Source organism: Acinetobacter sp. YH12218 (genome assembly GCF_013417925.1).
Taxonomy (GTDB): Bacteria; Pseudomonadota; Gammaproteobacteria; order Pseudomonadales; family Moraxellaceae; genus Acinetobacter; species Acinetobacter amyesii.
Window position 1 is genome coordinate 1 of sequence record NZ_VPDB01000052.1, and the last position, 21,963, is coordinate 21,963.

The window sequence follows — 21,963 nt, forward strand, 5'->3', positions numbered from 1 at the left end:
AAAATGTATATCGTTGGCAGAAGAAATTATTTAGACCAATTATCAAAAGCTTCATTGATGACTTTATTCTCGATAAAAATCATCTGCTACCACAGAGAATCTTTAAATAATAGTGCGTAAGTCCTATTATATATATTGTCTGGACGGTTATTCGAATTCGATCGTGGTGAGTTTGGTCGATGTTGCGGGCTATTCACTCGACTATATGAACGGTCATAACGCTGACTTGAGTCATAGCGCTGTCCGTATGCCCCCCCATATTGACCTGAATAACCATATTGATTTGCATAGCCATATTGATTCGAATGGTATCGGCCATCATCAAATGGCGCCACGACACACCCTGTAAATGTAACTGCAACTACAGATAGCAAAGCAACTTGTTTAAGCATGTGTAGCACTCCTCTTTGATGAAGGGCATTTTCACTTATCGAAATGAATTCAATCGGAAGTCTGTGTACATCTGCTGTATTTAAACATTCATGTTTTATTCATCATTTGACATCCAATTTTGCTACATTTGTTCAGTCAGCCACATTTATATAGAAAAATTCACTACAATAGCGCCACGTATTTCAAAGCTGTAATTTAATGACTTGGCTGTTTTTTATTCTTGGTGCCATCTTTGCGGGATTCATACAAGGATTAACAGGGTTTGCATTCGCCCTTATCGCAATGTCATTTTGGGTTTGGATACTCCCCCCTCAAATAGCCGCACCCTTGGTGGTCTGCGCTTCAGTTTATAGCCACTTCATTTCATTATCATCAGAACGCAAAAGCATTCCGATCAATAAAAAAATCATTTATCCCTATTTAATTGCAGGAATTTTAGGTGTACCACTCGGTACCTATTTATTAGACAGCATTAATCCAGATACATTTAAATTGGTTTTGGGCGCTTTTTTAATGTTTTGGTGCCCAATTTTATTTTTTAATCCTAAATTTTCATTCATCCAAAAATCAGGGAAATGGGCGGATTCTAGTATTGGATATATTGCTGGAATCTTGGGTGGTCTTGGAGGCTTTTGTGGTGCATTACCCTCTGCATGGCTCATGCTGAAAAATACACCCAAAGCAGAACAACGCTATATTTTGCGACATTTCAATTTAGCCATTCAGCTCGTCACACTCATTAGCTATCTGCTACAAGGGATCATCCATCGTGAACATCTGCCCTATTTAGCCGTGCTTTTGGTGATTATGGCTTTTCCAGTGATTTTTGGTGCCAAACTTTTTTATCGCATTTCAGAACGCCAATTTAAACATATTGTATTAGGTCTTCTATTCTCTTCAGGCTGCTTCTTGGTGACGATGAGTATCTTAAGCTGATAACTCCAAACCTAAAGATATTTGTCCAAATTGTTCTAACAAAAAGCCTTTTCAGTTAGACATTCACATCTTGTAACAATGACACAATTCACATTTAAATAAAAATTAGCCAAATGGTAAAAAAGTGATTAATTTTTTTGTCGAAAATTAATAGAATATTGCACCTCATAATTTTGCTTAAAATAAAACCATGAAAAAGTTCATCCTGCTTGCAGGTGTGACTCTGCTTAGCGGCTGTATGTTTGGCACGTCCAGTGAAATTAAAAAAGCTGAAAAACTACTCTCACATTTTCAATGCAATAATATTGAAAGTTCACATATGACTCATAGCTCGATTACAAGTTTTCATGAAGAAAAACTGGCATCAAGCAAACAAAAGGTCGTGTCATATATCGACAGCTATAAAGAAGGCGAAAAATTATTTCGTATCCCGCTCATCGATGTAGTTGATCAGCAATACATAATTTATAAGGCGGCATGTCAAAATCTGGGCGGTATCCATCCCGATTTTCATGATTAAATTCAATATAAAAGTCTAAACAAAATCATCTAAACGTAAAAAGGACAGCCGATGCTGTCCTTTTTATTGGATTGTTAGATTAGTGATAGCGTGTATCGACACTGAATTTTTCAGGAAATTTGGCATGTATTTGCGCGTAGAAACCCATGATTTCCGCCATATCTTTTTCATAATCACCTGTAGGATAAACAATTTTACCCACACCCGTTTTTTTCTGCACATAGTCCATATAAGCTAAAGCAATCGGCACACCCGCTTGCATAGCAACATGGTAAAAACCAGTTTTCCACTTCTCTTGTTTGGCGCGTGTCCCTTCTGGCGTCACCAACATGACCAATTTTGGATGATGCTTGAACAAGTCAGCCATCAGCTCAACCATACTTTGACGAGCTTCACCATCTTGTTTTGGACGACGATTAATACCAATTCCGCCCATAGCACGTACAAAAGGCCCAAACGGGAATTTCATATAACTGTCTTTAATCGTAATACGAACATTTACCCCTAACGCTTTCAGGGCAAGACGTGCATAAAGTGCATCCCAATTACTGGTATGTGGGGCTGCAATCATGACACATTGGTCGATATTTAAATCCCAATGGTTATCAATTTGCCACCCCATTAAGTTCAGACTTTTTTCCGCTGTTTTTTCAAACACAATTTGCACCGACAGTTTTTTCTATGCCGCAGAGTTTAACAACGCAAAATAATTATAAAAGCCTATATTGTTCAGTTATTCACCAATTAATATATAAATGTCCTTTAGCGTTCACTTTTAGGTATGTCACCAATATTTCACTATTTACGAATTTTAAAAAATCAAATGTTTGTTTTGATGTATTAACCAAACACACAATTGTTAACAAGAATAGGCTATTTTTCTTGAGCAATAAAAGCCACGCTTAGCATTATATTGGGTACGTACGGTGTATAAATCTCATGAAAAAACTAATGCTCGCTCTCTGTATGGTCAGTGCAACCTTAACGGCATGTTCAAAGACTAGCAATGATTCTGAAACTGCGACACCACCAGATAATAACGTCATTGCCAATACCGACGCTGCCTCAGAAAGCCCGATTGCCACAGGTGATAACACCGAAAATGCACTTGATTGGGCGGGTGAATATAAAGGAATTCTGCCTTGCCATGATTGCAAAGGGATTGAAACTGAGCTTGAACTCAAACTCGATAAAAGCTATGAGCTTAGCCAAGAGTTTTTAGGTAAACCTGCAAACACTGAAAATAAAGTGAAAGGCAGTTTTAAGTTCTTGCCAGATCAACCTGGAATGATTCAACTTGATGCCCAAGGCGACAATCGGATTTACTTTGTAGGTGAAAACTTTATTGAACTTCGTGGTGATAAAGGTGAAAAATTGGAAATGCCTGAAGTAAATCTTAAACTCACCAAAAAGCTTGATTAGCGTTTTATTTAACATTTGTAGTCATATATTAGTCATAAAAAATCCCCGCAATTGCGGGGATTTTATTTCAACTATGTTAAAGGTAAATTATTTACCGCCAAACACGTAAGAAACACCTACACGACCACCAAATTCACTACCACTAGCGAAACCTAAAGCACCGCTTGCAGAGATACGATCAGTGAAAGATGTAACTACACCGATAGAACCAGCAGTTTCACCTTCATAGTGACCTACACCACCAAATACAGCAACTTGACCTGGAGCAATGTTAGGTACAGCTTGTTGTGCAGCCAATGCAATCGCAACACCACGGTTCGCAGTACGCTCTACATCATCAACACGGCTGTTTAACTGATTTACACGGCTATTTACAGTTGCAACAGCTTTGTCTGTGTAAGCATTAGCAGCTTTAGAAGTTGTATCAAGTTTGCTATCAACCGCATTATTTGCAGCAGTAGTAGCAGCTTCAGTAGCAGCTTTAGTCATATCAGCAGAAGCTGTTTTGATAGCACCATCAACTTTAGTATCAGTATAAGCGTTAGCAGCCTCTAAAGTAACTTTAGCTTTAGCTTCAACTTTAGTATCAACAACAGTTTCAGTTACACCACCAGCACCTGGGTTAGTTGGATTTGTTGGATCTGTTGGATCTGTTGGATTTGTTGGTTCTGGAGCAACACCAGTTTTCAAGAACTCAGTAACGTCTTTACCGTCAACTTTGAAAGTTTTGGCATCAACAACACCATTAGTGACAATACCAGCTGCTGTCAAGTTAGTATATTGACCATCTGTAGTGCTACCTTTAGTACCGTTGTAAACACGAATACCATGTACAGAGTTACCAATATCACCTAGTTGTACATAAGAAACATTAACACCTGCACCACCTGATGTTGCAGTATTGAAAGTTGTTAAGGCACCACCCGTTGGGTCAGTTACTGCTGATTGTAAAGTAGAAGCACCTTTATCTGCTGTTTCAGTATAGTACTGAGTCATGACATTTGTCACAACGTTATGTTCTGTTACAGGTGCAGCACCCACAACTTTACGTGTTGTACCAGTCAAAGTTGCATCTTTTCCTGCTGTAGCAGATGTCAATGCAGTAATCTGTGCTTCATCTGTTACACGGGTCATTGTGTTATTTGCAGTACCTGGAGCACCAGAAGTTGTATAGTACTCAGTCGTACCTGCAGCAGTATCAGTTACTTTAACGATATTCTGACCGTTTAAATTCTCATAGTATTGAGTTTGTAACGGAAGACCAACAGCAGCACCAGATTGTAAACGAGTTACACTGCCGTCAAAGTTTAAAGTTCCTGGGTTCGCATCAGTACCTAAGTTACTTAATGACAAGCCATAACCAGTAAGGGTTGCGACATTACGAACACCATTGTTATCTGTACGCTCTGCACTTACACCATAAATACTTTGAGCTGGATTTGCATAGTGGTCTGCACGCCAGTGATCAGCAGCATAGACAGCATCATAAAGCGCATTACCTGGAATTAAACGAGCATCATAACGTGGGTCATCTGGATCTGTAATAACAGTATGATCAGTATTAGTATTACCAACTACACCAACATTTACATAATCATATTTAGACTTAGCTTGACCTGTAACACCTTGAACTGAATTAAATGTTTCAGGATCAGCTGCGTTTGGATCAGTAATGGTACCAATACCTGCTACATTTTGTGTAGATTTAAAACCATAGGTAAGATGCTCATCAGTGATCAGTTTGATTTCTTCACCTGATCCTGTTTTGCTAATTGTGTATTGACCGGCTTTAGTGATCGTATCTCTATTAACTTCTTGGGCTAGTGTAGTTTTAACTAACTGACCAGTGCTGTCTTCTTTATAGTACTGACCATTAAACAATGCTGCATCAGAAGCAATGTTAGCATTCTCACTAAAGAATTGATAAACGGCGCCTGCACCAGTACCATATTTCACAAGTTGTAATTTATCAGCTTTTGCAGTTGAACTTTCAATAACAGCTTTGCGAGAATTTAAATCAATACCATGAAGAGCACCACCACTAATACCCTGTAAAGAAATAACTTGGTCACGACCATATACTGGTGAAACAATATTTTGATTTACAGCATTGTAAGCATTTACAGTTGAAAACGAACCGTCTGCATAAATATCTAGGTTTGGCACAGCATGTGTAACAAAGTGTTGTGCTAAAAATGCACCATTATTACCGCTTGTTTGACCAGATGCTTGAGCAAAAAAGTCTAATACGCCATTCGCAGAAGTACCACCTAATGCACCATAAATCGCATTAAGCTCATCAAGCTTATCTGCATTTGTAGCTGATTGTAGACTTGAACCATTATAAGTCTTTAATTGCTCATACAAGTAATCTAACGCATCTACAGAGCGTAAACCAGTTGCTGGAGCAGTGTTATTTACAGTTACTGTAGTATAATCACTAGCAGTACCAAGATTGATTTGATTTGAGTTATCAAACCAAACTTTAGCATAGTTACCAAGGTTCGCATCAGACTTACTAATTGCGTGATGTACTGGATCAATAACTGGGTTTTCACCTGATGCATTCGCACCAACTGTTGCTAAAGCTAAGCTTGCAGCTAAAAGAGTTTTTTGAAATTTCATAAATTTTTCCCTTTTTAAAAAAAAATACTGGCTTACCCTAGGATTTTGTAAACCAGCAAAAAAAGTGATTGCCTGGTTACGGGATGTTGCCACCTTACTAACCCAGCGATCTTTCTAGGTCTCGGGTATAATAAACAAACTCTCAACACATTTTCAACAAAAACTTGATTTAAAAAACAAATTATTTTTTTATAACCAAAGTAAAAAAAAATAAATATAAATATTTGATTATTAAAATAAAATAAAAAATAGATTAATTAATAATCGAAATTTAAGAATAAAATCTACTAAAACACGTTTTCAATAAACAAAAATCTATCAACAAAAAATTTATAATTTCTACTAAAAGTAACTTTTTTTTGTAAGTCTCCATTAAAAAGTAAACATGTATTCTTTTCCGAATTGGTTTGATCCTCTCTCCACCCATTGCTCTATTTTATCAGCTGTCATGACTTGAAAATCTCGCCAATAATATTTCATCTGCTTCCATACCATCTCGATTCGATTTAACTCAGGGCTATAAGCTGGAATAAAATACAAATTCGTCGAAAAGTTACTTTTAAGTAGCTCTCTGTAATCAGCCATCTTTTTACTTCTATGAATCGAGGCATTATCAACAATAAGAACCAATGGAAGGTTATAAGTCTGTTTTACTTGTTGAGCTATTCCAGTTAAATAGGCATAAAACCAAGTGCTTGTAACAGACTCTTGTAAACAACTTGTCACCAGTTTCCCCGTTGAAAGCAAACACCCCATGACATTAACTCGTTTTAATCTTATTGCATCAACCGCATGAACATCACCTATCTTTGTCCATGCATAGCGGTTATCAGGTGTAGATGAAAACCCTGTTTCATCAACATAACCTAATATAATTTCACCACGTGCCGCTTGCTCTCGTAATTTTTCAATCTGCTGTGTTGCTTGTTCAAATGCAATCGGATCTCTTTTTTTTCAAGCTATGACGGGTACGCTTGAAGACCATACCTGAATCACGTAAAAACTTACGAATGGTTTCAACAGACACGGACACTTCGTATTCTTCATGTAGTTTGACTCGGATTTGTTCTGCATTGAGTGGACTTGTATTGACCCAATCTAGGATTTTCGCCTGATAGTCTGAGATCAATGTATTGGGCCGACCTGAGCGATGACCTTCTTTAATCGATTCAAACTCATACAATTCCCAACGTCGGCGTTGTAGCCTTATGGTTTCTGGGATACGTTCTTGTAGAGTGGCAACTTCCGCAACACTTTTACCTTCAGAAAGCCAGAGAATAGTTTGGGCACGTTGTCTTTCACGCCAATGTTTTGCATGCTTGGCCAGAAAAATGAGTCGTTCTCGCTGTTCTAAACTAAGTGGTACAGAAACAATTCGAGGCATGTGTGAACATCTGTTAACTAAAAAAACTTTTTCGCATGATTAGTTATTTTTGTCAACTTATCAAATTTTACAAAACATATATAAAAAAACCGTCTCAAATTCAGCAAAAAGACTATAATTATCAATACTGATCAACTAAACCAGCATATGCAAAACTCAAGTGAAAAAAAAGCTTTTGGGACTCATTTAAAGCAACAACCAAATGCTCATCAACTCCCAGACAGTCCAACAGTATTAGCAAAAGAATTTAATCTACGCTATAGCGGAAATCCTATCAGTGTCCAAGCTGCAAATAATTGGCTTATGAGTATCGCTATCCCAACACAAGATAAATTACAAATTTTAGCTGCTTGGCTTAATGTTTCCACCCAATGGTTACGTTTTGGTGAACAACCCACCGAATCACAATCCGAAACATTATTTTCCATACCATCAGAGGGAATATCCAAGAAATTTGAAAAGCTCTCGCCCAAACAACAATTACTTGTTCAAGAGTTGATTGAGGCTTTATTGAGGCTTTGTTGCATAAAGATTTTGTAAGCTTCTGATTTAAATAGGTTTGTATGAATTTCAACCTAAAAATTAAATGAACAAAATCAGTTGGTTATGTATTTATGCAACAAAGCCAATTTTATTTAATCTAAATATGTAATTACTTCAATAATATATTTTCTGAATTTCAATTTCCAGTTTTTAGGATATAAGATAGAAATCAATTTAAGGTCTATTGATATTTCAATTATGCTTTAATATTGTCTAAAAAAGCTCCTGTTGCCAGCATCTGTGAAATACCAACAGCCTCTAATCATTTGCTTATCTACTACAACCTCTAAAAATCTAAAATCCCTGCAAATGCAGGGATTTTTTTGTTAAAAACGATGATGAGATTACATCATACCGCCCATACCACCCATGCCACCCATATCTGGCATTGCTGGCTTGTCTTCTGGAATTTCAGTAATCATACATTCTGTGGTTAACATCAAGCCAGCAACAGACGCTGCATGCTCAAGTGCAGAACGAGTTACTTTTGCAGGGTCAAGAATACCCATTTCCAGCATGTCGCCATATTCACCAGTCGCAGCATTATAACCATAGTTACCTTCACCGTTCTTCACAGCATTGATTACTACAGATGGCTCATCACCAGCATTGGCTACGATTTGACGAAGTGGCGCTTCAATCGCACGGCGTAAAATGTTGATACCTACGTTTTGGTCATCGTTAGCACCAGTCAGACCATCAAGTGCAGATGCAGCACGCACCAGTGCAACACCACCACCTGCAACAACACCTTCTTCAACCGCAGCGCGAGTTGCGTGAAGCGCATCATCCACACGGTCTTTCTTCTCTTTCATTTCAACTTCAGTTGCAGCACCAATTTTGATGACTGCTACACCGCCTGCTAATTTAGCAACACGTTCTTGAAGTTTTTCTTTGTCATATTCAGAAGTAGATTCTTCGATTTGCGCACGGATTTGCTGAACACGCTCAGAAATCTGATTTGCATCACCAGCACCATCCACAATCACGGTGTTTTCTTTAGAGACTGTAACTTTGTGCGCGCTACCCAAATGCTCTAGTGATGTTTGCTCCAAAGACATACCAATTTCTTCAGAAATAACCGTACCGCCTGTCAAGATTGCAATATCTTGAAGCATTGCTTTACGACGATCACCAAAACCAGGCGCTTTCACCGCACATACTTTGATAATGCCGCGCATGTTGTTTACAACAAGAGTTGCAAGTGCTTCACCTTCAACATCTTCAGCGATGATAAGAAGCGGTTTACCTGTTTTAGCAACAGCTTCAAGTACAGCAATCAATTCACGGATGTTGCTGATTTTTTTATCAACAAGAAGAATGTATGGGTTTTCAAGTTCAGCTGTTAGTGTATCTTGTTTGTTTGCAAAGTAAGGGCTGATGTAACCACGGTCAAACTGCATACCCTCTACAACATCTAGAGAATCTTCAAAGCCTGAACCTTCTTCAACAGTAATTACACCTTCTTTACCGACTTTTTCCATTGCTTGAGCAATAAGTTTACCAACAGTGGTGTCAGAGTTCGCAGAAATAGAACCAACTTGTTCAATCGCTTTAGAGTCAGATGCAGGTTTTGCAGTCGCTTTAATTTCAGCAACTACAGCTTTAACCGCGATGTCGATACCGCGTTTAAGATCCATTGGGTTCATACCCGCAGTTACTGATTTAATCCCTTCATTAAGGATTGCTTGTGCAAGAACAGTTGCAGTTGTTGTACCGTCACCCGCAATATCGTTGGTTTTTGAAGACACTTCACGAACTAGCTGAGCGCCCATGTTTTCAAACTTATCTTTTAACGTGATTTCTTTAGCAACAGAAACACCATCTTTAGTGATGTGCGGCGCACCGAAAGAACGGTCGATGACAACGTTACGGCCTTTAGGACCTAAAGTCACTTTTACAGCATCTGCAAGTACATTTACACCCGCGATCATTTTTGAACGCGCTGAATCACCAAATTTTACGTCTTTAGCTGACATGTCTAACTCCGAATCTTTTTAAAATTTTTAACAATTTATGATGAATAAAAGGGTCTAAATGCGTGTACGAAACTTAAGCTTCAAGTACCGCTAAGATGTCAGACTCTTTCATAATAAGAAGCTCTTCGCCTGCTACTTTTACTTTTGTACCGGCATAAGTGCCAAACAATACGTTGTCACCAACTTTAACGTCTAATGCACGTACGCCATTGTCAGTTACTTTGCCATTACCTACAGCGATTACTTCGCCTTGAGCAGGTTGTTCAGCTGCTGAAGTACTTAAAATAAGACCACCAGCAGTTTTAGTTTCCTTTTCAACACGGCGAATCACAACGTTGTCATGCAAAGGACGAATATTGCTCATAGTTAACTCCAGACTAAGTCTATTTACTAGATAAAAGACGATGACATTTTGATTTCCGTAAGCCATCGACAAAAAATAATTTAGATGACACTTTTGTGGGGATGGAAAAAAACCCTTCAAGGGCAAAATTTAATTTTTTTCATCTTTTTGTATTTTTTTTCTTCAAAATTTAAATTTAAATGATTAAAGCTCATCTAAAACATGCGTGCTGAGATTTTCTTCAAATATTTTTAACTTTGAATGATAAAAATAATGTCGCACATTCATCTGCTCATCAATGACATTAAAACTGTTGGCAAGGTTCTCATGTAGGCGATATGACGTCGCTGTGCCTGCATGAATATCCCAAACTGGATGATCAACACCTAAAGCATAAATTTGATTGAGGTCATAGCTGGCTGGAACATGTAAATGTCCATGCAATAAACCATTCAAACCGTGTTGACTCCATTGCTCGAGTGCCAAACGCCCTTGAACAGGACAATCTTTCACACCATGTGGGTCATTGGGCGGTGTATAAAAAGGTTGATGCGCTATGATTAATTTTACTTTATTGGGCGGCGCATGTTTAAGTAATTCATCGACATGATGTATTTGCTCCAGCGATACATGCCCTCGCGTATGGTAACGACGGCGAATACTATTGATCCCAATTAAATAAAAATGCTCGGTTTCCAGTACATTTTCCATGGCACCAAAAAAAAGTTGATAACGTGCAAAAGGACTAAAAACACGGTTCCATAAATGATATAGCGGAATATCATGATTCCCCGGCACAACGATATAAGGCAGCTTTAAGCTTTCTAAAAATTGCTTACATACATAAAACTGACGATAGCGCGCACGTTGGGTTAAGTCCCCACTCGCAACCACGGCCTCGATACGCTGTTCGTGACAAAATTGTTGAATAGCGCGCATACACTCTAGCTTTTCAGTGCCAAAATGCAGATCAGACAGATGCAGTATCATGTGGCACCCGTATCTTTAAGGCTTGTTTTTGCACTCGAATTTTAAGCGGCGGTTTCATTTCTACAATCTCACCATCCACAGCAACGGTCATTTTTTTTCGTTGGGTATGTATGGTGACTTCATCAGCGGCGAAACTATACACATCTGGTGCATTGTCGATATTGCCACGGATTAACTGCCATAAAATTTTAAATAACGTTTTCTTATCACTTTTTGCGACCACCACACCTGCAACTTTACCTGCCTCTGCATCCTTAGCAATTTGCAAGTTTAAATCGGCCAATTGCAATTGATTATTGCCAAAAAAGATCAAGGGCGTTTTGACTGGATAAATATGATGATCCACTTCTATTTCCAATTTCAGCTCTTTACGATCTCGAATCAGCACATCCAAACTTGAGGTATAAGCATGCAATGGGAAACGCCCAAACTTTTGATTATAAAATTCTCTTTTTTGTATAAATAAAGGATACAAGCCCAAACTGGCATTGTTTAAATAGATATGTTCATTGATTTGCGCCACGTGCACCTTTCGATTATTGCCTGTCGCAATCACCTGTGCCGCTTGAATTAAATCGAGAGGAATATTGAGTACCCGCGCCACATAATTAAATGTGCCCAAAGGTAAGACCCCCATAGGAATATCGGTATGCATCAACTGATGAGCAACAGCATTTAAGGTTCCATCACCACCTGCAGCAACCACAACACCCAAATTATCAGGGTCTTTATGGCGTGCAAATACCTTGCCCATTAAAGTATCAAAACTGGCTTCCTGCCCAAGCTCAAATGACTGTATTTCGAAATTATGATCGGATAATATCCGCACAAGCTCCTCGTAGACTTCATCTTTGTTTGCAGCATGAAATCCTGATTTTTTATTATAGATAATAGATAAAGGCTTGGCTTGTTTAATCACTTTTTATACATCTTGGCCGCTTAGTATTGTATTTTGTCGAATTTAACAGCAAATAATAGCGCCTTTATGTAAAAATCGAATTACCACCATTTATTTAATCAATAATAATTCTCAAATATCAATTACATGCAACTTTTTGTTTTTATTAAAAATAACTATATAAAATATTGTCCATCACGTTAATAAATAAAGTGAAAATTCACCACATAATATGTTAAGTTATTGTATTTTATCTATATTTAATATAGATAGCATTAACTACCAAAAAAAATCTACCACTTCTTTAGTCTTATTTTTTTTATGATTTTATGCTTTAATACAGCCACTTTTTTTCATCTTTTATCTGCATGATGTAATCCATGATGCAGATTATACTTTGTACGGTTAGTACATTTTTGAGATAGGCCTCACCATGACCCAAGTGAACGCACCAGAATTCGTTCGTCACCCTAAGCTCATTGCTTGGGTGGAAGAAATTGCCAAATTAACCAAACCAGCAAAAATCGAATGGTGTGACGGTAGCGCAGAAGAATATCAACGTTATATCGACTTGATGATCGCTAACGGCACTATGCAAGAACTTAACCAAGAAAAACATCCTGGTTCTTACCTTGCTAATTCTGATCCTTCTGACGTTGCTCGTGTTGAAGGTCGTACTTACATCTGTTCTGAAAAACAAGAAGATGCAGGCGCAACAAACAACTGGGAAGCTCCAGCTGAAATGCGTGCTCGTCTGAATGGTTTATTTGACGGTTCAATGAAAGGCCGTACTTTGTACGTAGTTCCTTTCTCTATGGGTCCTTTAGGTTCTCATATTGCTCACATCGGTATCGAACTTACTGATTCTCCTTACGTTGCTGTAAGCATGTCTAAAATGGCTCGTATGGGTAAAGCTGTTTATGACGTACTTGGTACTGACGGTGACTTCATTCCTTGCGTACACACTGTTGGTGCTCCGCTTGAAGAAGGTCAAAAAGACGTTGCTTGGCCTTGCAACCCTGAAAAATACATCGTTCATTACCCAGAAACTCGTGAAATCTGGTCTTACGGTTCTGGTTACGGCGGTAACGCATTGTTGGGTAAAAAATGCCTAGCTTTACGTATTGCATCTTCTATGGGTCGTCAACAAGGCTGGTTAGCTGAACATATGCTCATCCTTGGCGTGACTAACCCACAAGGCGAAAAACACTACATCGCAGCTGCATTCCCTTCTGCTTGTGGTAAAACAAACTTCGCGATGTTGATTCCACCAGCGGGTTACGAAGGTTGGAAAATTGAAACTGTAGGTGATGATATTGCTTGGATCAAACCAGGTGAAGACGGTCGCTTATACGCAATCAACCCTGAAGCTGGTTTCTTCGGTGTAGCACCTGGTACTAATACCAAGACTAACCCGAACTGTATGGCAACACTTCACAAAGACGTGATCTATACCAACGTTGCTGTAACTGACAACGGTGAAGTATGGTGGGAAGGTCTTTCTAAAGAAGCACCTGCTAACCTAACTAACTGGAAAGGTCAGCCACACGTTGCTGGTGAAAAAGCTGCGCATCCAAATGCTCGTTTCACAGTTTCAGCTGGTCAATGTCCTTCTATTGATGCTGACTGGGAAAATCCAGCAGGTGTTCCAATTTCTGCGTTCATCTTCGGTGGTCGTCGTGCCGATACTGTACCTTTAGTATCTGAAGCTTTTGACTGGGTTGATGGCGTTTATAAAGCTGCAACAATGGGTTCAGAAACAACTGCTGCTGCTGTTGGTCAACAAGGTATTGTTCGCCGTGACCCATTTGCCATGCTACCATTTGCTGGTTACAACATGGCTGACTACTTTGGCCACTGGTTACAACTTGGTCAAGAAGTTGGCGCTAAAGCAGAAGCTGCTGGTAACACATTACCAAAAATCTTCAATGTAAACTGGTTCCGTCGTGATGCTGAAGGCAATTTCGTATGGCCTGGTTTCGGTCAGAACATGCGTGTGCTTGAGTGGATTATTGACCGTTGCGAAGGTCGTGCAGAAGCGACTGAAACACCAATCGGTCTGGTTCCTACCTATGAGCAGTTAAACTGGAAAGGTATCGATTTCTCTAAAGAGCAATTCGATACAGTAACCACTCAGGACAAAGACCAATGGATCAAGGAACTTGAAAGCCATACTGAGTTATTTACCAAACTTGGTGATCGCCTACCTCAAGCCCTTAAAGATCGTCAGGCTGAATTATTAAACGCGGTTAAATCTGCTTAATCATAATTGATATGAAAAGGTCACTTCGGTGGCCTTTTTATTTGGCTGATCAAGTAACGATGCGCAACACATTTATAAGTAGTTACTAAAACAATTTTGGTGCAAAATTAAACACTCCAACCAAAGAAACGCCACAAACCATCAACGTAGTGACACGTCGAAAATCGAAAACCTTGGTTTCACAACGGCTAGAGATATCTTAAATAACAGACCCACCCAACCCTATAACTAATATGCTTATAACGGATATGCTGCCTAACTAAATCAAATAATTTAGGCTAATGAACTAGTATTTTATTATCCTTGTTATTTTTATGATTTAATGATAGCTTTTAGTTCAAATAAATCAATATTATTGTGTTTAATACTTCATTAAATAGGCGTCTTATGCAGCAAATTTTAGCATCTTATGTGTCACCTCTGCCGCATAAGAGTAGTTAGGTGAGCGGAATGTACCTTGATCTCAGAGCACACATTGATTCTGTCGTGGGAAATCTCGAAGGCTCATGGGTCGCGAAGAAAAGCAGCTATGAATCAGATGCATGCAAAGGTCTTGGCTTCAAATGCGAAATGGGCCGCTATGCCGATGCATCTTGGAATAATTACTCAATAGAGCTCAAGAAAGGCACATCCATCTGGATTGATATCGTTCGCTACAGTGAAATACTTCTAGATCACCCACACCTCAATGTAGATACATCTGTCACATTATTCTTAGTTCCAGATAAAGATAAATCACATATATCTGATGTGGTTTGCGTTCCAACATCACGCCTCATAAGTAAGCTCAATCTAGATAAAGAGGCTGCGAAAGTAATAGTTAGTCTAAAAGAAATGATGCCACGCCAGCTTAATGCCCAAGCCAGCCTTACAGTTAAAGATGTAAAAGAGATGAGCGTATTTTCCTCAGATAGGATATCGAGCCTTCTGCGGTAATGGCCACTCACCTAACAACTCGTTCAAGGGTCGACGTTTTCGGCATGCGCCGAAAACGCGCCCTTAACTCCAACGTTAGATAAAAGGCTCTTTAAAGACAGTACTGCTATACAATTTTTTAAGCGGCATGCGGCTCTTGCTGTTTAGATACTAAATAAGCATCTAATTGATTCATTTCAATTTGTGTAAAACTCAAGCCCAATTTGGAACGTCTCCAAAGAATATCTTCGCTAGTTGTTACCCATTCAAAGCGACATAAATAATCCACTTCTTCAGCATACAGACCCTGACCAAAATGTTTTCCGAGTTGGTCAACCGATGTTGCCTCGCCCAATATATTCCAGATCCGTGAACCATAGGCAGATGCCCAGCGTTTTGCCAGTGCTTCTGGAGCATCCGTGATTTGAGCACGGATTTCCTGCATCAGCTGCTCTACAGATTCCATATTTTCACCACCTGGCAAAGCTTCCGTTGCAGTCCAGCTTCCCCGCATCTCAGGAAAAAATGCCTTGAGCTGTTGCATGGCAGATTCAGCCAATTTACGATATGTTGTTAATTTTCCACCAAATACGGAAAGTAATGGGGCCTGCCCCACCTCACCTTTGGACAAAGCCAAAGTATAGTCACGGGTAATGGCTGATGGATTATCTGACTCATCATCACACAGCGGACGCACACCTGAATAAGTTGAAATGATGTCCGTTTGCGTCAATTGAGTTTTAAAGTGATCATTTGACACATCAAGTAAGTAATCAATTTCTTCTTGGCTTATCTTTACTCGATTTGGGTCTGCGTGATATTCACGATCTGTCGTGCCGATCAAGGTATATTGTTCTAAATATGGGATCGCAAAAACAATGCGATGATCATCATTTTGCATAATAAAAGCTTTATCACCGTCAAAGAGCTTTGGCACAATAATATGGCTACCTTGTATCAGCCGTATACTATAAGGTGACTCTTGCTTTAACCCCTGTTTTATAAAGTCAGCAACCCAAGGACCTGCCGCATTCACCAATACTTTAGCCTGCACATTTTGCAAACCCTTAGCATTTTTTAGACATACCTGCCAAATTCCACCTTTACTATATGCATTTAAACATTCTGTTCGAGTCAGAATCTGTGCACCATGTTCTCGTGCTTGTATCGCATTGAGTACAACCAAGCGTGCATCATCCACAGCGCAGTCGGAATATTCAAAGCCTCGAGTAAATCTGGGTGCTAAAGGACTAACTTCCACATCAAATTCAATTCCATTGGAGCCAGCAAGCTGTTCTCGCTTACCCAAATAATCATAAAAGAATAATCCAGTCCGAATTAGCCAAGCCGGACGTAAATGCGGTTCATGTGGCATGATAAAACGCATAGGTCGAATAATATGAGGGGCTTTTTTTAGGAGAACCTCGCGTTCTGCGAGTGCTTCACGTACCAAACGAAATTCTTTATGTTCTAAATAGCGCAGACCACCATGAATTAACTTGCTGCTTGCAGATGAAGTATGGCTCGCGAGATCGTCTTTTTCGCAGAGCAAAACACTTAACCCCCGCCCCGCTGCATCACAAGCAATACCAACACCATTTATTCCACCACCAATGACCACCATGTCATATACTAATTGTTGTTGTGTATTCATCGCTCCCTCCCACTATGTCTTTTTTATCCAACAATGCATCGTTTTCTTTGCTTTATTATTTTTCTCATTGATCATCATTTTTTGATCCAGATACCTATTTTGGTCACGATATCCTTACGCTGAGTTTTTGTATTCCTCATTAAATGAGAAGTTATATTTTAAATGTACGTTTAAAAGCTTGCTGGCTCAAGCATGAAATCAATCATTTTAAAGTCAGAACCTATATTCAAAGCAAACATAATTACAAGCAGTTGATTTGTATTTTTTTTCAACCTAATCTTTTTTAAAATTTTATTTCAAGCTTTTATATATTGCATGTTCAGCTGCAGAAGCCTTCAGTTTTGATGTACCCCGTTTATGCACTTACAGATACCATCTTTGGTGGTACTGCAGAATTTTTTGCCCTAAGTTTCAAAGAAGCTGGCTATGAGACATGGTTCTTCATCTATGTAACCATCATGATTTTTATTTCATTATTGGTCTACGTCTTTATGAAAGACACCAAACACCATTCCAAAATTCAAGAGCATTAATTCTACCCAATTAAGCCTCGGAGTTATTAATCATACTGATTAATAACAGAATATATTTCAAAGCAAAGCCTCAATTGATGAGGCTTTGCTGTTTTCATTTAGTCGTGAAAAATCTATCTGGTCAAAAAATTCGCATTTTATAGACTAAAGTCGCATGATTTTCTGCAACAACAGGAGTATAAATTAAATAAATATAGTTCCATCTCCCATTTCGACAAAATATATTGATTTAAACTTTTCCCAAAGAGTTTAAATGGATATGTTTTGCATTCATTCCTTGGAGAATGATGTGTCAAACTCATCTGAGCCAGTTGTTCCTGAACAATTGGATAGAAAAACTCGTGTCAAATCTATCCTCGGCGGATCTGCCGGCAACCTCGTTGAATGGTACGACTGGTATGTCTACGCTGCTTTTACCCTTTACTTTGCACCGCAATTTTTCCCTGACGGTGACAATACTGTAAAACTCTTACAAGCAGCTGCAGTCTTTGCACTCGGTTTCTTAATGCGTCCAATCGGCGCATGGGTCATGGGTATTTATGCGGACCGTAAAGGTCGTAAAGCAGGTTTGACGCTGTCTGTATCGTTGATGTGTGTCGGCTCACTGATGATCGCATGTGCACCAACCTATGATTCTGTAGGCATGCTCGCACCCGCTATTCTACTTTTAGCGCGTTTACTCCAAGGCTTAAGTGTCGGCGGTGAATATGGCTCTAGTGCTACCTATTTGACTGAAATGGCAGGTAAAAACCACCGTGGTTTCTTCTCAAGTTTCCAATATGTCACACTGATTTCAGGTCAGCTATTGGCACTTTGCGTTTTAATTATCTTACAACGCAATTTCTCAGAACAAGCTTTAACTGAATGGGGCTGGCGTGTTCCGTTCTTCATCGGTGCATTGCTCGCTATAGTGGTGTTCTGGATTCGTCGCGGTTTAGTTGAAACTCAATCCTCTAAAGAAGCTCAAGAACAAGCTAAAAATGGTGGTCCAAAATCAGGCGCTTTAGCGTTATTTACTAAATACCCTAAACAAGCCTTTACTGTGATCATGTTGACTGCCGGTGGTACTTTAGCGTTCAACACCTTTACCACTTATTTACAAAAGTATTTGGTCAACACATCTGGCTTTGAGAAAACCACAGCTACTGAAATTACCACGGCTGCAATTTTCATCTTCATGCTTTTACAACCTGCTATCGGTGCGCTTTCAGACAAAATTGGTCGTAAGCCAATTATGATCGCCTTTGGTGTGCTTGGTGTACTCTTCACCATTCCAATTTTCAACGGTATCGGTTCTACGACTAGCCCAACCACAGCATTTATGCTTTGCATGAGTGGTATGGTGATTGTCACTGGTTATACTGCGATTAATGCTGTAGTGAAAGCAGAGTTGTTCCCTGCACACATCCGTGCCTTAGGTGTTGCATTACCTTATGCCATTGCAAATACACTCTTTGGTGGTACAGCAGAACTTGTGGCTTTGAGCTTCAAAAATGCAGGCCATGAAAACTACTTCTTCTACTACATTACGTTCATGATTGGTTTATCTTTGATCACGTATGTCTTCATGAAAGATACGAAAAAACATAGCATGATCACTGACGATTAAGTCGCTCAGCCCTGCTATTCCACTTAAGCTCATCAAAGCCTATTTTGATGAGCTTTTTTTATCTCCATTTCCATCTACTCATCGTTTCGGCTGCATCAAAGATTTAATCAAACTTCTTTGGCTTTCTTTGTTTTCGCCATCGAGTCGACAGACGGACTATGGCATACTGAACATACAAATACACACGGCGAATGAATGATGAAAAATATTTACAAAGTTTTAAGTTTGGGTATTGTTGCAATGTCGATGGCTGCTTGCCAAAGCACTCCACGTGCTTTTAATGGTCAAACGGGCTTTCAAATAGAGTCCAAATCTGCAGATAGCGCAACACTTGCATATACTTTAGCGGGTCGCCAAAACCAACAACTGGATGCCAATAAATTACAACGTGCTTGCCAAAAAGTATTAAATACGCAAAAGACCTATAAATTACAAATCTTAAGCGTGAACGAAATTGCAAATCCTGCTTTGGAAAATACCCAGTACGGCCGTCAAATTGGTAATACACGTGCGAACTTCGGTCTATCAAATACTCCTGATCTACGTAACTCTGAAAACTTAGGCGCGCGTAATGCACTCGATGCTCGCCCTGCAACCTTACGTGTGGTTCGCTATAACTGTTCTTAATCAAATTTGCAGTTTAAAAGACAAAAAATAAGACGCTTAAAGCGTCTTATTTTTATCGGTTCAATATTTATAGGGTTTTATAAAAACTCACATTACGAAACTCAGGTGATTCATCCAAATCAGGCCATGTCGTCGCGCTTCGTTCATCGAGTTTTTCATATTTAGGATGACTAAAGTTTTTCACACGACTGTCTGCCACCCACACTTCTGGAGCAAACTTTAAAAACTCATCCAAAAAGAAACGGTTGCATTGGTCATATAGCACATCTGCAGCCAATAAAATATCGACTTGTTCGGCTTTATACAGATCGTCCAAATATTCGAGTTCAACATTATTCAACTCTGCATTGGCACGGCATGCATCTAGGCTCACTTGGTCGATGTCACAGCAGATCACGCGTTTCGCCCCTGCCATTTTTGCTGCAATCGCCACCACACCTGAACCTGCACCAAAGTCCAATACCACTTTATCTTTGACATGATGCGGCTCAGCCAATAACCACTGCGCCATAGCAAGTCCTGAAGCCCAACAAAAGATCCAATACGGCGTGTCATTCCATATACGGCGAATGACTTCATCATCCAATTTATCGGTTGGAAATACCGGTGGAATCAACCATAGAGAAATCGGGGTTTCAGGCAACTGTTGTGCATGTAATTCACAATGCGGAATGACTTCATGCAGCGCTTTCAGTAAATGTTCAGGGGCTTTGTGAAATTGGAAAGTACAGCTCATTAGAATTTTATTTTTCGAATATGCAGAGTTTTAGTGTCATAAAAGCCTAAATTAAGATCGGAAGTTCCCTCTCCTGAGCAAAATTTAAAGCACTGCTTTTAAATTGAAGCGCAAGAGAGGGTTAGGGAGAGGATTATTTATAAAAAGCACCCTCATCCTAGCCTCCTCCCAGAGGGAGAAGGAAAAACCGACAACATTAACCTAAAGCTTTTTCAGCAGCTTCAACAGTTTGACGAATCAACGTTGTAATGGTCATTGGGCCTACACCACCCGGAACAGGTGTATACGCAGAAGCAATTTCTTCAATACCCACCAATTGGATATCACCTACACCGCCGCCATCACGTGGATGGAAGCCAGCATCAACAACCACTGCACCCGGTTTGATCCAATCTTTTTGAATCAATTCAGCTTTACCTACCGCACCCACAATAATGTCAGCTTGCTTAACAAAGTCAGCTAAGTTTTGAGTACGTGAGTGGCAAGTGGTCACTGTTGCATTCGCTTCAAGTAGCATCGCAGACATTGGTTTACCCAAAATTGCAGAACGACCCACAACAACCGCATGTTTACCTGCGATTTCAATGTTGTTTTCTTTTAGAATGGTCATGATACCTGCAGGAGTCGCAGAACCATACGCAGCTTCACCCATCGCCATACGACCAAAACCTAAGCAAGTCACGCCATCTACGTCTTTTTCAAGAGAGATCGCATCGAAACATGCACGCTCATCAATTTGAGCAGGTACTGGGTGTTGTAACAAAATACCGTGAACATCTGGATTTGCATTCAATTTTTCAATTTCAGCAAGCAATTGCTCAGTTGTGGTTTCTTTAGGAAGCTCAACTTTTAATGAATCCATACCAACACGGCGGCAAGCATTCCCTTTCATACGTACATAAGTTGCAGATGCACCATCGTCACCTACCAAAATAGTCGCAAGAATTGGGGTACGACCAGTTTTCTCTTTTAGCGCTTCTACGCGAGTCAACAAGTCAGCTTCAATTTTCTTCGCCAATGCACGACCATCTAAAACTAATGCCACGGCACTTCTCCAAGTGATGATATGAATCAATTTTGCACATAATACATGATTATTTTAAATTTTTTACCTTGTATGCTGCTTTTATGCTCATACAGATGAATCTGCTATTGTTTTTTTTTCAGAGCTTGCTAATATACGCATCAACAAGACATGGCGGGGTGGCAGAGTGGTCATGCAGCGGACTGCAACTCCGTGTACGCCGGTTCGATTCCGACCTCCGCCTCCAATCTTGTTAAGCCCGAGTGGTGAAATCGGTAGACACAGGGGATTTAAAATCCCCCGCCCACAAAGCGTGCCAGTTCGAGTCTGGCCTCGGGCACCATTCTTCTACTACTGAAGATGGTGTAATAAAGAACCCAGCGATAAGCTGGTTTTTTTATGCCTAAAGTTTAGTAAGACAATAAAAAAGAGGGACATCGCCCCACTGCTGTCCCATAGTTTGCTTTAAATAAAAAAACCTGAGTCCTAACAGTTAAAATATGAGTGCAAACAAACACTTTAACGACCAGGATTCAGGTTTTGTCACATCAGAATACCGTATTTCATGA

Annotated in this window: 20 protein-coding genes, 2 tRNA genes and 2 pseudogenes; 12 read left to right on the forward strand and 12 right to left on the reverse strand. The window is 39.5% G+C overall.

The window, feature by feature from the left end; translation table 11 throughout:
- Nucleotides 1-110, forward strand: a pseudogene (locus tag FTV03_RS13130) (IS701 family transposase); the annotation flags it as partial.
- Here the strand turns inward: FTV03_RS13130 and FTV03_RS13135 are convergent.
- Nucleotides 87-392: a hypothetical protein gene (locus tag FTV03_RS13135; protein ID WP_180041657.1), complete on the reverse strand. Its 306-nt coding sequence runs from the start codon at nucleotides 390-392 to the stop codon at nucleotides 87-89. The pseudogene FTV03_RS13130 and the gene FTV03_RS13135 overlap by 24 nt on opposite strands.
- 199 nt (nucleotides 393-591) lie before the next feature.
- On the opposite strand from FTV03_RS13135, the gene FTV03_RS13140 reads away from it, so the two are divergent.
- Together FTV03_RS13140 and FTV03_RS13145 are read left to right on the forward strand one after the other, a co-directional pair.
- Nucleotides 592-1,329 (forward strand): sulfite exporter TauE/SafE family protein, encoded by a 738-nt coding sequence (locus FTV03_RS13140; RefSeq protein WP_180041658.1) that lies wholly within the window; start codon nucleotides 592-594, stop codon nucleotides 1,327-1,329.
- A gap of 190 nt (nucleotides 1,330-1,519) precedes the next feature.
- Complete coding sequence (locus tag FTV03_RS13145; RefSeq protein WP_180041659.1) at nucleotides 1,520-1,849, forward strand: hypothetical protein; 330 nt, start codon at nucleotides 1,520-1,522, stop codon at nucleotides 1,847-1,849.
- 79 nt (nucleotides 1,850-1,928) lie between these two features.
- On the opposite strand, the gene FTV03_RS13150 is transcribed toward FTV03_RS13145, so the two are convergent.
- Nucleotides 1,929-2,507, reverse strand: a complete 579-nt coding sequence (locus tag FTV03_RS13150; protein WP_180041660.1) for a 1-acyl-sn-glycerol-3-phosphate acyltransferase — start codon at nucleotides 2,505-2,507, stop codon at nucleotides 1,929-1,931.
- A 281-nt stretch (nucleotides 2,508-2,788) separates the two neighbouring features.
- Between FTV03_RS13150 and FTV03_RS13155 the strand changes: the two genes are divergently transcribed.
- Entirely contained in the window at nucleotides 2,789-3,271 is a 483-nt protein-coding gene (locus FTV03_RS13155) for a copper resistance protein NlpE (RefSeq protein ID WP_180041661.1), read from the forward strand.
- 87 nt (nucleotides 3,272-3,358) lie between these two features.
- On the opposite strand, the gene FTV03_RS17975 is transcribed toward FTV03_RS13155, so the two are convergent.
- The 3 genes from FTV03_RS17975 to FTV03_RS13170 form a co-directional block, all read right to left on the reverse strand.
- Nucleotides 3,359-5,896, reverse strand: a complete 2,538-nt coding sequence (locus FTV03_RS17975; protein WP_257220796.1) for a YadA C-terminal domain-containing protein — start codon at nucleotides 5,894-5,896, stop codon at nucleotides 3,359-3,361.
- A 372-nt stretch (nucleotides 5,897-6,268) separates the two neighbouring features.
- Nucleotides 6,269-6,835, reverse strand: coding sequence for an IS630 family transposase (locus FTV03_RS13165; protein WP_180041676.1), 567 nt, complete (start codon nucleotides 6,833-6,835; stop codon nucleotides 6,269-6,271).
- Nucleotides 6,825-7,280, reverse strand: a complete 456-nt coding sequence (locus FTV03_RS13170) for a helix-turn-helix domain-containing protein (RefSeq protein ID WP_004973749.1) — start codon at nucleotides 7,278-7,280, stop codon at nucleotides 6,825-6,827. Before FTV03_RS13170 ends, FTV03_RS13165 begins: the two co-directional genes overlap by 11 nt.
- 147 nt (nucleotides 7,281-7,427) lie before the next feature.
- Between FTV03_RS13170 and FTV03_RS13175 the strand changes: the two genes are divergently transcribed.
- On the forward strand, nucleotides 7,428-7,820 hold the full coding sequence (locus FTV03_RS13175; protein ID WP_180041662.1) for a hypothetical protein: 393 nt from the start codon (nucleotides 7,428-7,430) through the stop codon (nucleotides 7,818-7,820).
- A 347-nt stretch (nucleotides 7,821-8,167) separates the two neighbouring features.
- Here FTV03_RS13175 and groL read toward each other — a convergent pair whose 3' ends face one another.
- The 4 genes from groL to FTV03_RS13195 form a co-directional block, all read right to left on the reverse strand.
- Entirely contained in the window at nucleotides 8,168-9,802 is a 1,635-nt protein-coding gene (groL, locus tag FTV03_RS13180; RefSeq protein WP_180041663.1) for a chaperonin GroEL, read from the reverse strand.
- A 73-nt stretch (nucleotides 9,803-9,875) separates the two neighbouring features.
- Nucleotides 9,876-10,166 carry a co-chaperone GroES gene (groES, locus tag FTV03_RS13185; protein ID WP_078192966.1) on the reverse strand — a complete coding sequence of 97 codons (291 nt, stop codon included), beginning with the start codon at nucleotides 10,164-10,166 and terminating at the stop codon, nucleotides 9,876-9,878.
- 183 nt (nucleotides 10,167-10,349) lie between these two features.
- Nucleotides 10,350-11,135, reverse strand: a complete 786-nt coding sequence (locus FTV03_RS13190; protein WP_180041664.1) for a metallophosphoesterase — start codon at nucleotides 11,133-11,135, stop codon at nucleotides 10,350-10,352.
- On the reverse strand, nucleotides 11,116-12,054 hold the full coding sequence (locus FTV03_RS13195) for a diacylglycerol kinase family protein (protein ID WP_180041665.1): 939 nt from the start codon (nucleotides 12,052-12,054) through the stop codon (nucleotides 11,116-11,118). The genes FTV03_RS13190 and FTV03_RS13195 overlap by 20 nt, the downstream gene beginning before the upstream one ends.
- Nucleotides 12,055-12,466: 412 nt before the next feature.
- On the opposite strand from FTV03_RS13195, the gene FTV03_RS13200 reads away from it, so the two are divergent.
- Together FTV03_RS13200 and FTV03_RS13205 are read left to right on the forward strand one after the other, a co-directional pair.
- Nucleotides 12,467-14,296: a phosphoenolpyruvate carboxykinase (GTP) gene (locus tag FTV03_RS13200; protein ID WP_180041667.1), complete on the forward strand. Its 1,830-nt coding sequence runs from the start codon at nucleotides 12,467-12,469 to the stop codon at nucleotides 14,294-14,296.
- Between the two features lie 450 nt (nucleotides 14,297-14,746).
- A complete protein-coding gene (locus FTV03_RS13205; protein ID WP_180041669.1) occupies nucleotides 14,747-15,232 on the forward strand; it encodes a hypothetical protein in 486 nt (161 codons plus the stop codon).
- A 118-nt stretch (nucleotides 15,233-15,350) separates the two neighbouring features.
- On the opposite strand, the gene glpD is transcribed toward FTV03_RS13205, so the two are convergent.
- Nucleotides 15,351-16,865, reverse strand: a complete 1,515-nt coding sequence (glpD, locus tag FTV03_RS13210; protein WP_180041671.1) for a glycerol-3-phosphate dehydrogenase — start codon at nucleotides 16,863-16,865, stop codon at nucleotides 15,351-15,353.
- A 356-nt stretch (nucleotides 16,866-17,221) separates the two neighbouring features.
- On the opposite strand from glpD, the pseudogene FTV03_RS13215 reads away from it, so the two are divergent.
- The 3 genes and pseudogenes from FTV03_RS13215 to FTV03_RS13225 form a co-directional block, all read left to right on the forward strand.
- Nucleotides 17,222-17,398, forward strand: a pseudogene (locus FTV03_RS13215) (alpha-ketoglutarate permease); the annotation flags it as partial.
- Nucleotides 17,399-17,687: 289 nt separating this feature from the next.
- Entirely contained in the window at nucleotides 17,688-19,007 is a 1,320-nt protein-coding gene (locus tag FTV03_RS13220) for an MFS transporter (RefSeq protein ID WP_180041673.1), read from the forward strand.
- Between the two features lie 198 nt (nucleotides 19,008-19,205).
- Nucleotides 19,206-19,634: a hypothetical protein gene (locus FTV03_RS13225; protein WP_180041678.1), complete on the forward strand. Its 429-nt coding sequence runs from the start codon at nucleotides 19,206-19,208 to the stop codon at nucleotides 19,632-19,634.
- Nucleotides 19,635-19,701: 67 nt separating this feature from the next.
- On the opposite strand, the gene FTV03_RS13230 is transcribed toward FTV03_RS13225, so the two are convergent.
- Both FTV03_RS13230 and folD read right to left on the reverse strand, forming a co-directional pair.
- Complete coding sequence (locus tag FTV03_RS13230) at nucleotides 19,702-20,370, reverse strand: methyltransferase (protein WP_180041675.1); 669 nt, start codon at nucleotides 20,368-20,370, stop codon at nucleotides 19,702-19,704.
- Nucleotides 20,371-20,566: 196 nt separating this feature from the next.
- Nucleotides 20,567-21,415 carry a bifunctional methylenetetrahydrofolate dehydrogenase/methenyltetrahydrofolate cyclohydrolase FolD gene (gene folD, locus FTV03_RS13235; protein WP_078189885.1) on the reverse strand — a complete coding sequence of 283 codons (849 nt, stop codon included), beginning with the start codon at nucleotides 21,413-21,415 and terminating at the stop codon, nucleotides 20,567-20,569.
- Nucleotides 21,416-21,567: 152 nt separating this feature from the next.
- On the opposite strand from folD, the gene FTV03_RS13240 reads away from it, so the two are divergent.
- Together FTV03_RS13240 and FTV03_RS13245 are read left to right on the forward strand one after the other, a co-directional pair.
- A tRNA-Cys gene (locus tag FTV03_RS13240) sits at nucleotides 21,568-21,641 on the forward strand.
- A gap of 10 nt (nucleotides 21,642-21,651) precedes the next feature.
- Nucleotides 21,652-21,737 (forward strand) — tRNA-Leu (locus FTV03_RS13245).
- Nucleotides 21,738-21,963: the final 226 nt, after the last annotated feature.

Coding starts and splice junctions, on each gene's coding strand:
- FTV03_RS13135 (WP_180041657.1), bottom strand. CDS start 392: ATGCTTAAACAAGTTGCTTTGCTATCTGTAGTTGCAGTTACATTTACA.
- FTV03_RS13140 (WP_180041658.1), top strand. CDS start 592: ATGACTTGGCTGTTTTTTATTCTTGGTGCCATCTTTGCGGGATTCATA.
- FTV03_RS13145 (WP_180041659.1), top strand. CDS start 1,520: ATGAAAAAGTTCATCCTGCTTGCAGGTGTGACTCTGCTTAGCGGCTGT.
- FTV03_RS13155 (WP_180041661.1), top strand. CDS start 2,789: ATGAAAAAACTAATGCTCGCTCTCTGTATGGTCAGTGCAACCTTAACG.
- FTV03_RS17975 (WP_257220796.1), bottom strand. CDS start 5,896: ATGAAATTTCAAAAAACTCTTTTAGCTGCAAGCTTAGCTTTAGCAACA.
- FTV03_RS13170 (WP_004973749.1), bottom strand. CDS start 7,280: ATGCCTCGAATTGTTTCTGTACCACTTAGTTTAGAACAGCGAGAACGA.
- FTV03_RS13175 (WP_180041662.1), top strand. CDS start 7,428: ATGCAAAACTCAAGTGAAAAAAAAGCTTTTGGGACTCATTTAAAGCAA.
- groL (WP_180041663.1), bottom strand. CDS start 9,802: ATGTCAGCTAAAGACGTAAAATTTGGTGATTCAGCGCGTTCAAAAATG.
- groES (WP_078192966.1), bottom strand. CDS start 10,166: ATGAGCAATATTCGTCCTTTGCATGACAACGTTGTGATTCGCCGTGTT.
- FTV03_RS13190 (WP_180041664.1), bottom strand. CDS start 11,135: ATGATACTGCATCTGTCTGATCTGCATTTTGGCACTGAAAAGCTAGAG.
- FTV03_RS13200 (WP_180041667.1), top strand. CDS start 12,467: ATGACCCAAGTGAACGCACCAGAATTCGTTCGTCACCCTAAGCTCATT.
- FTV03_RS13205 (WP_180041669.1), top strand. CDS start 14,747: ATGTACCTTGATCTCAGAGCACACATTGATTCTGTCGTGGGAAATCTC.
- glpD (WP_180041671.1), bottom strand. CDS start 16,865: ATGAATACACAACAACAATTAGTATATGACATGGTGGTCATTGGTGGT.
- FTV03_RS13225 (WP_180041678.1), top strand. CDS start 19,206: ATGAAAAATATTTACAAAGTTTTAAGTTTGGGTATTGTTGCAATGTCG.
- FTV03_RS13230 (WP_180041675.1), bottom strand. CDS start 20,370: ATGAGCTGTACTTTCCAATTTCACAAAGCCCCTGAACATTTACTGAAA.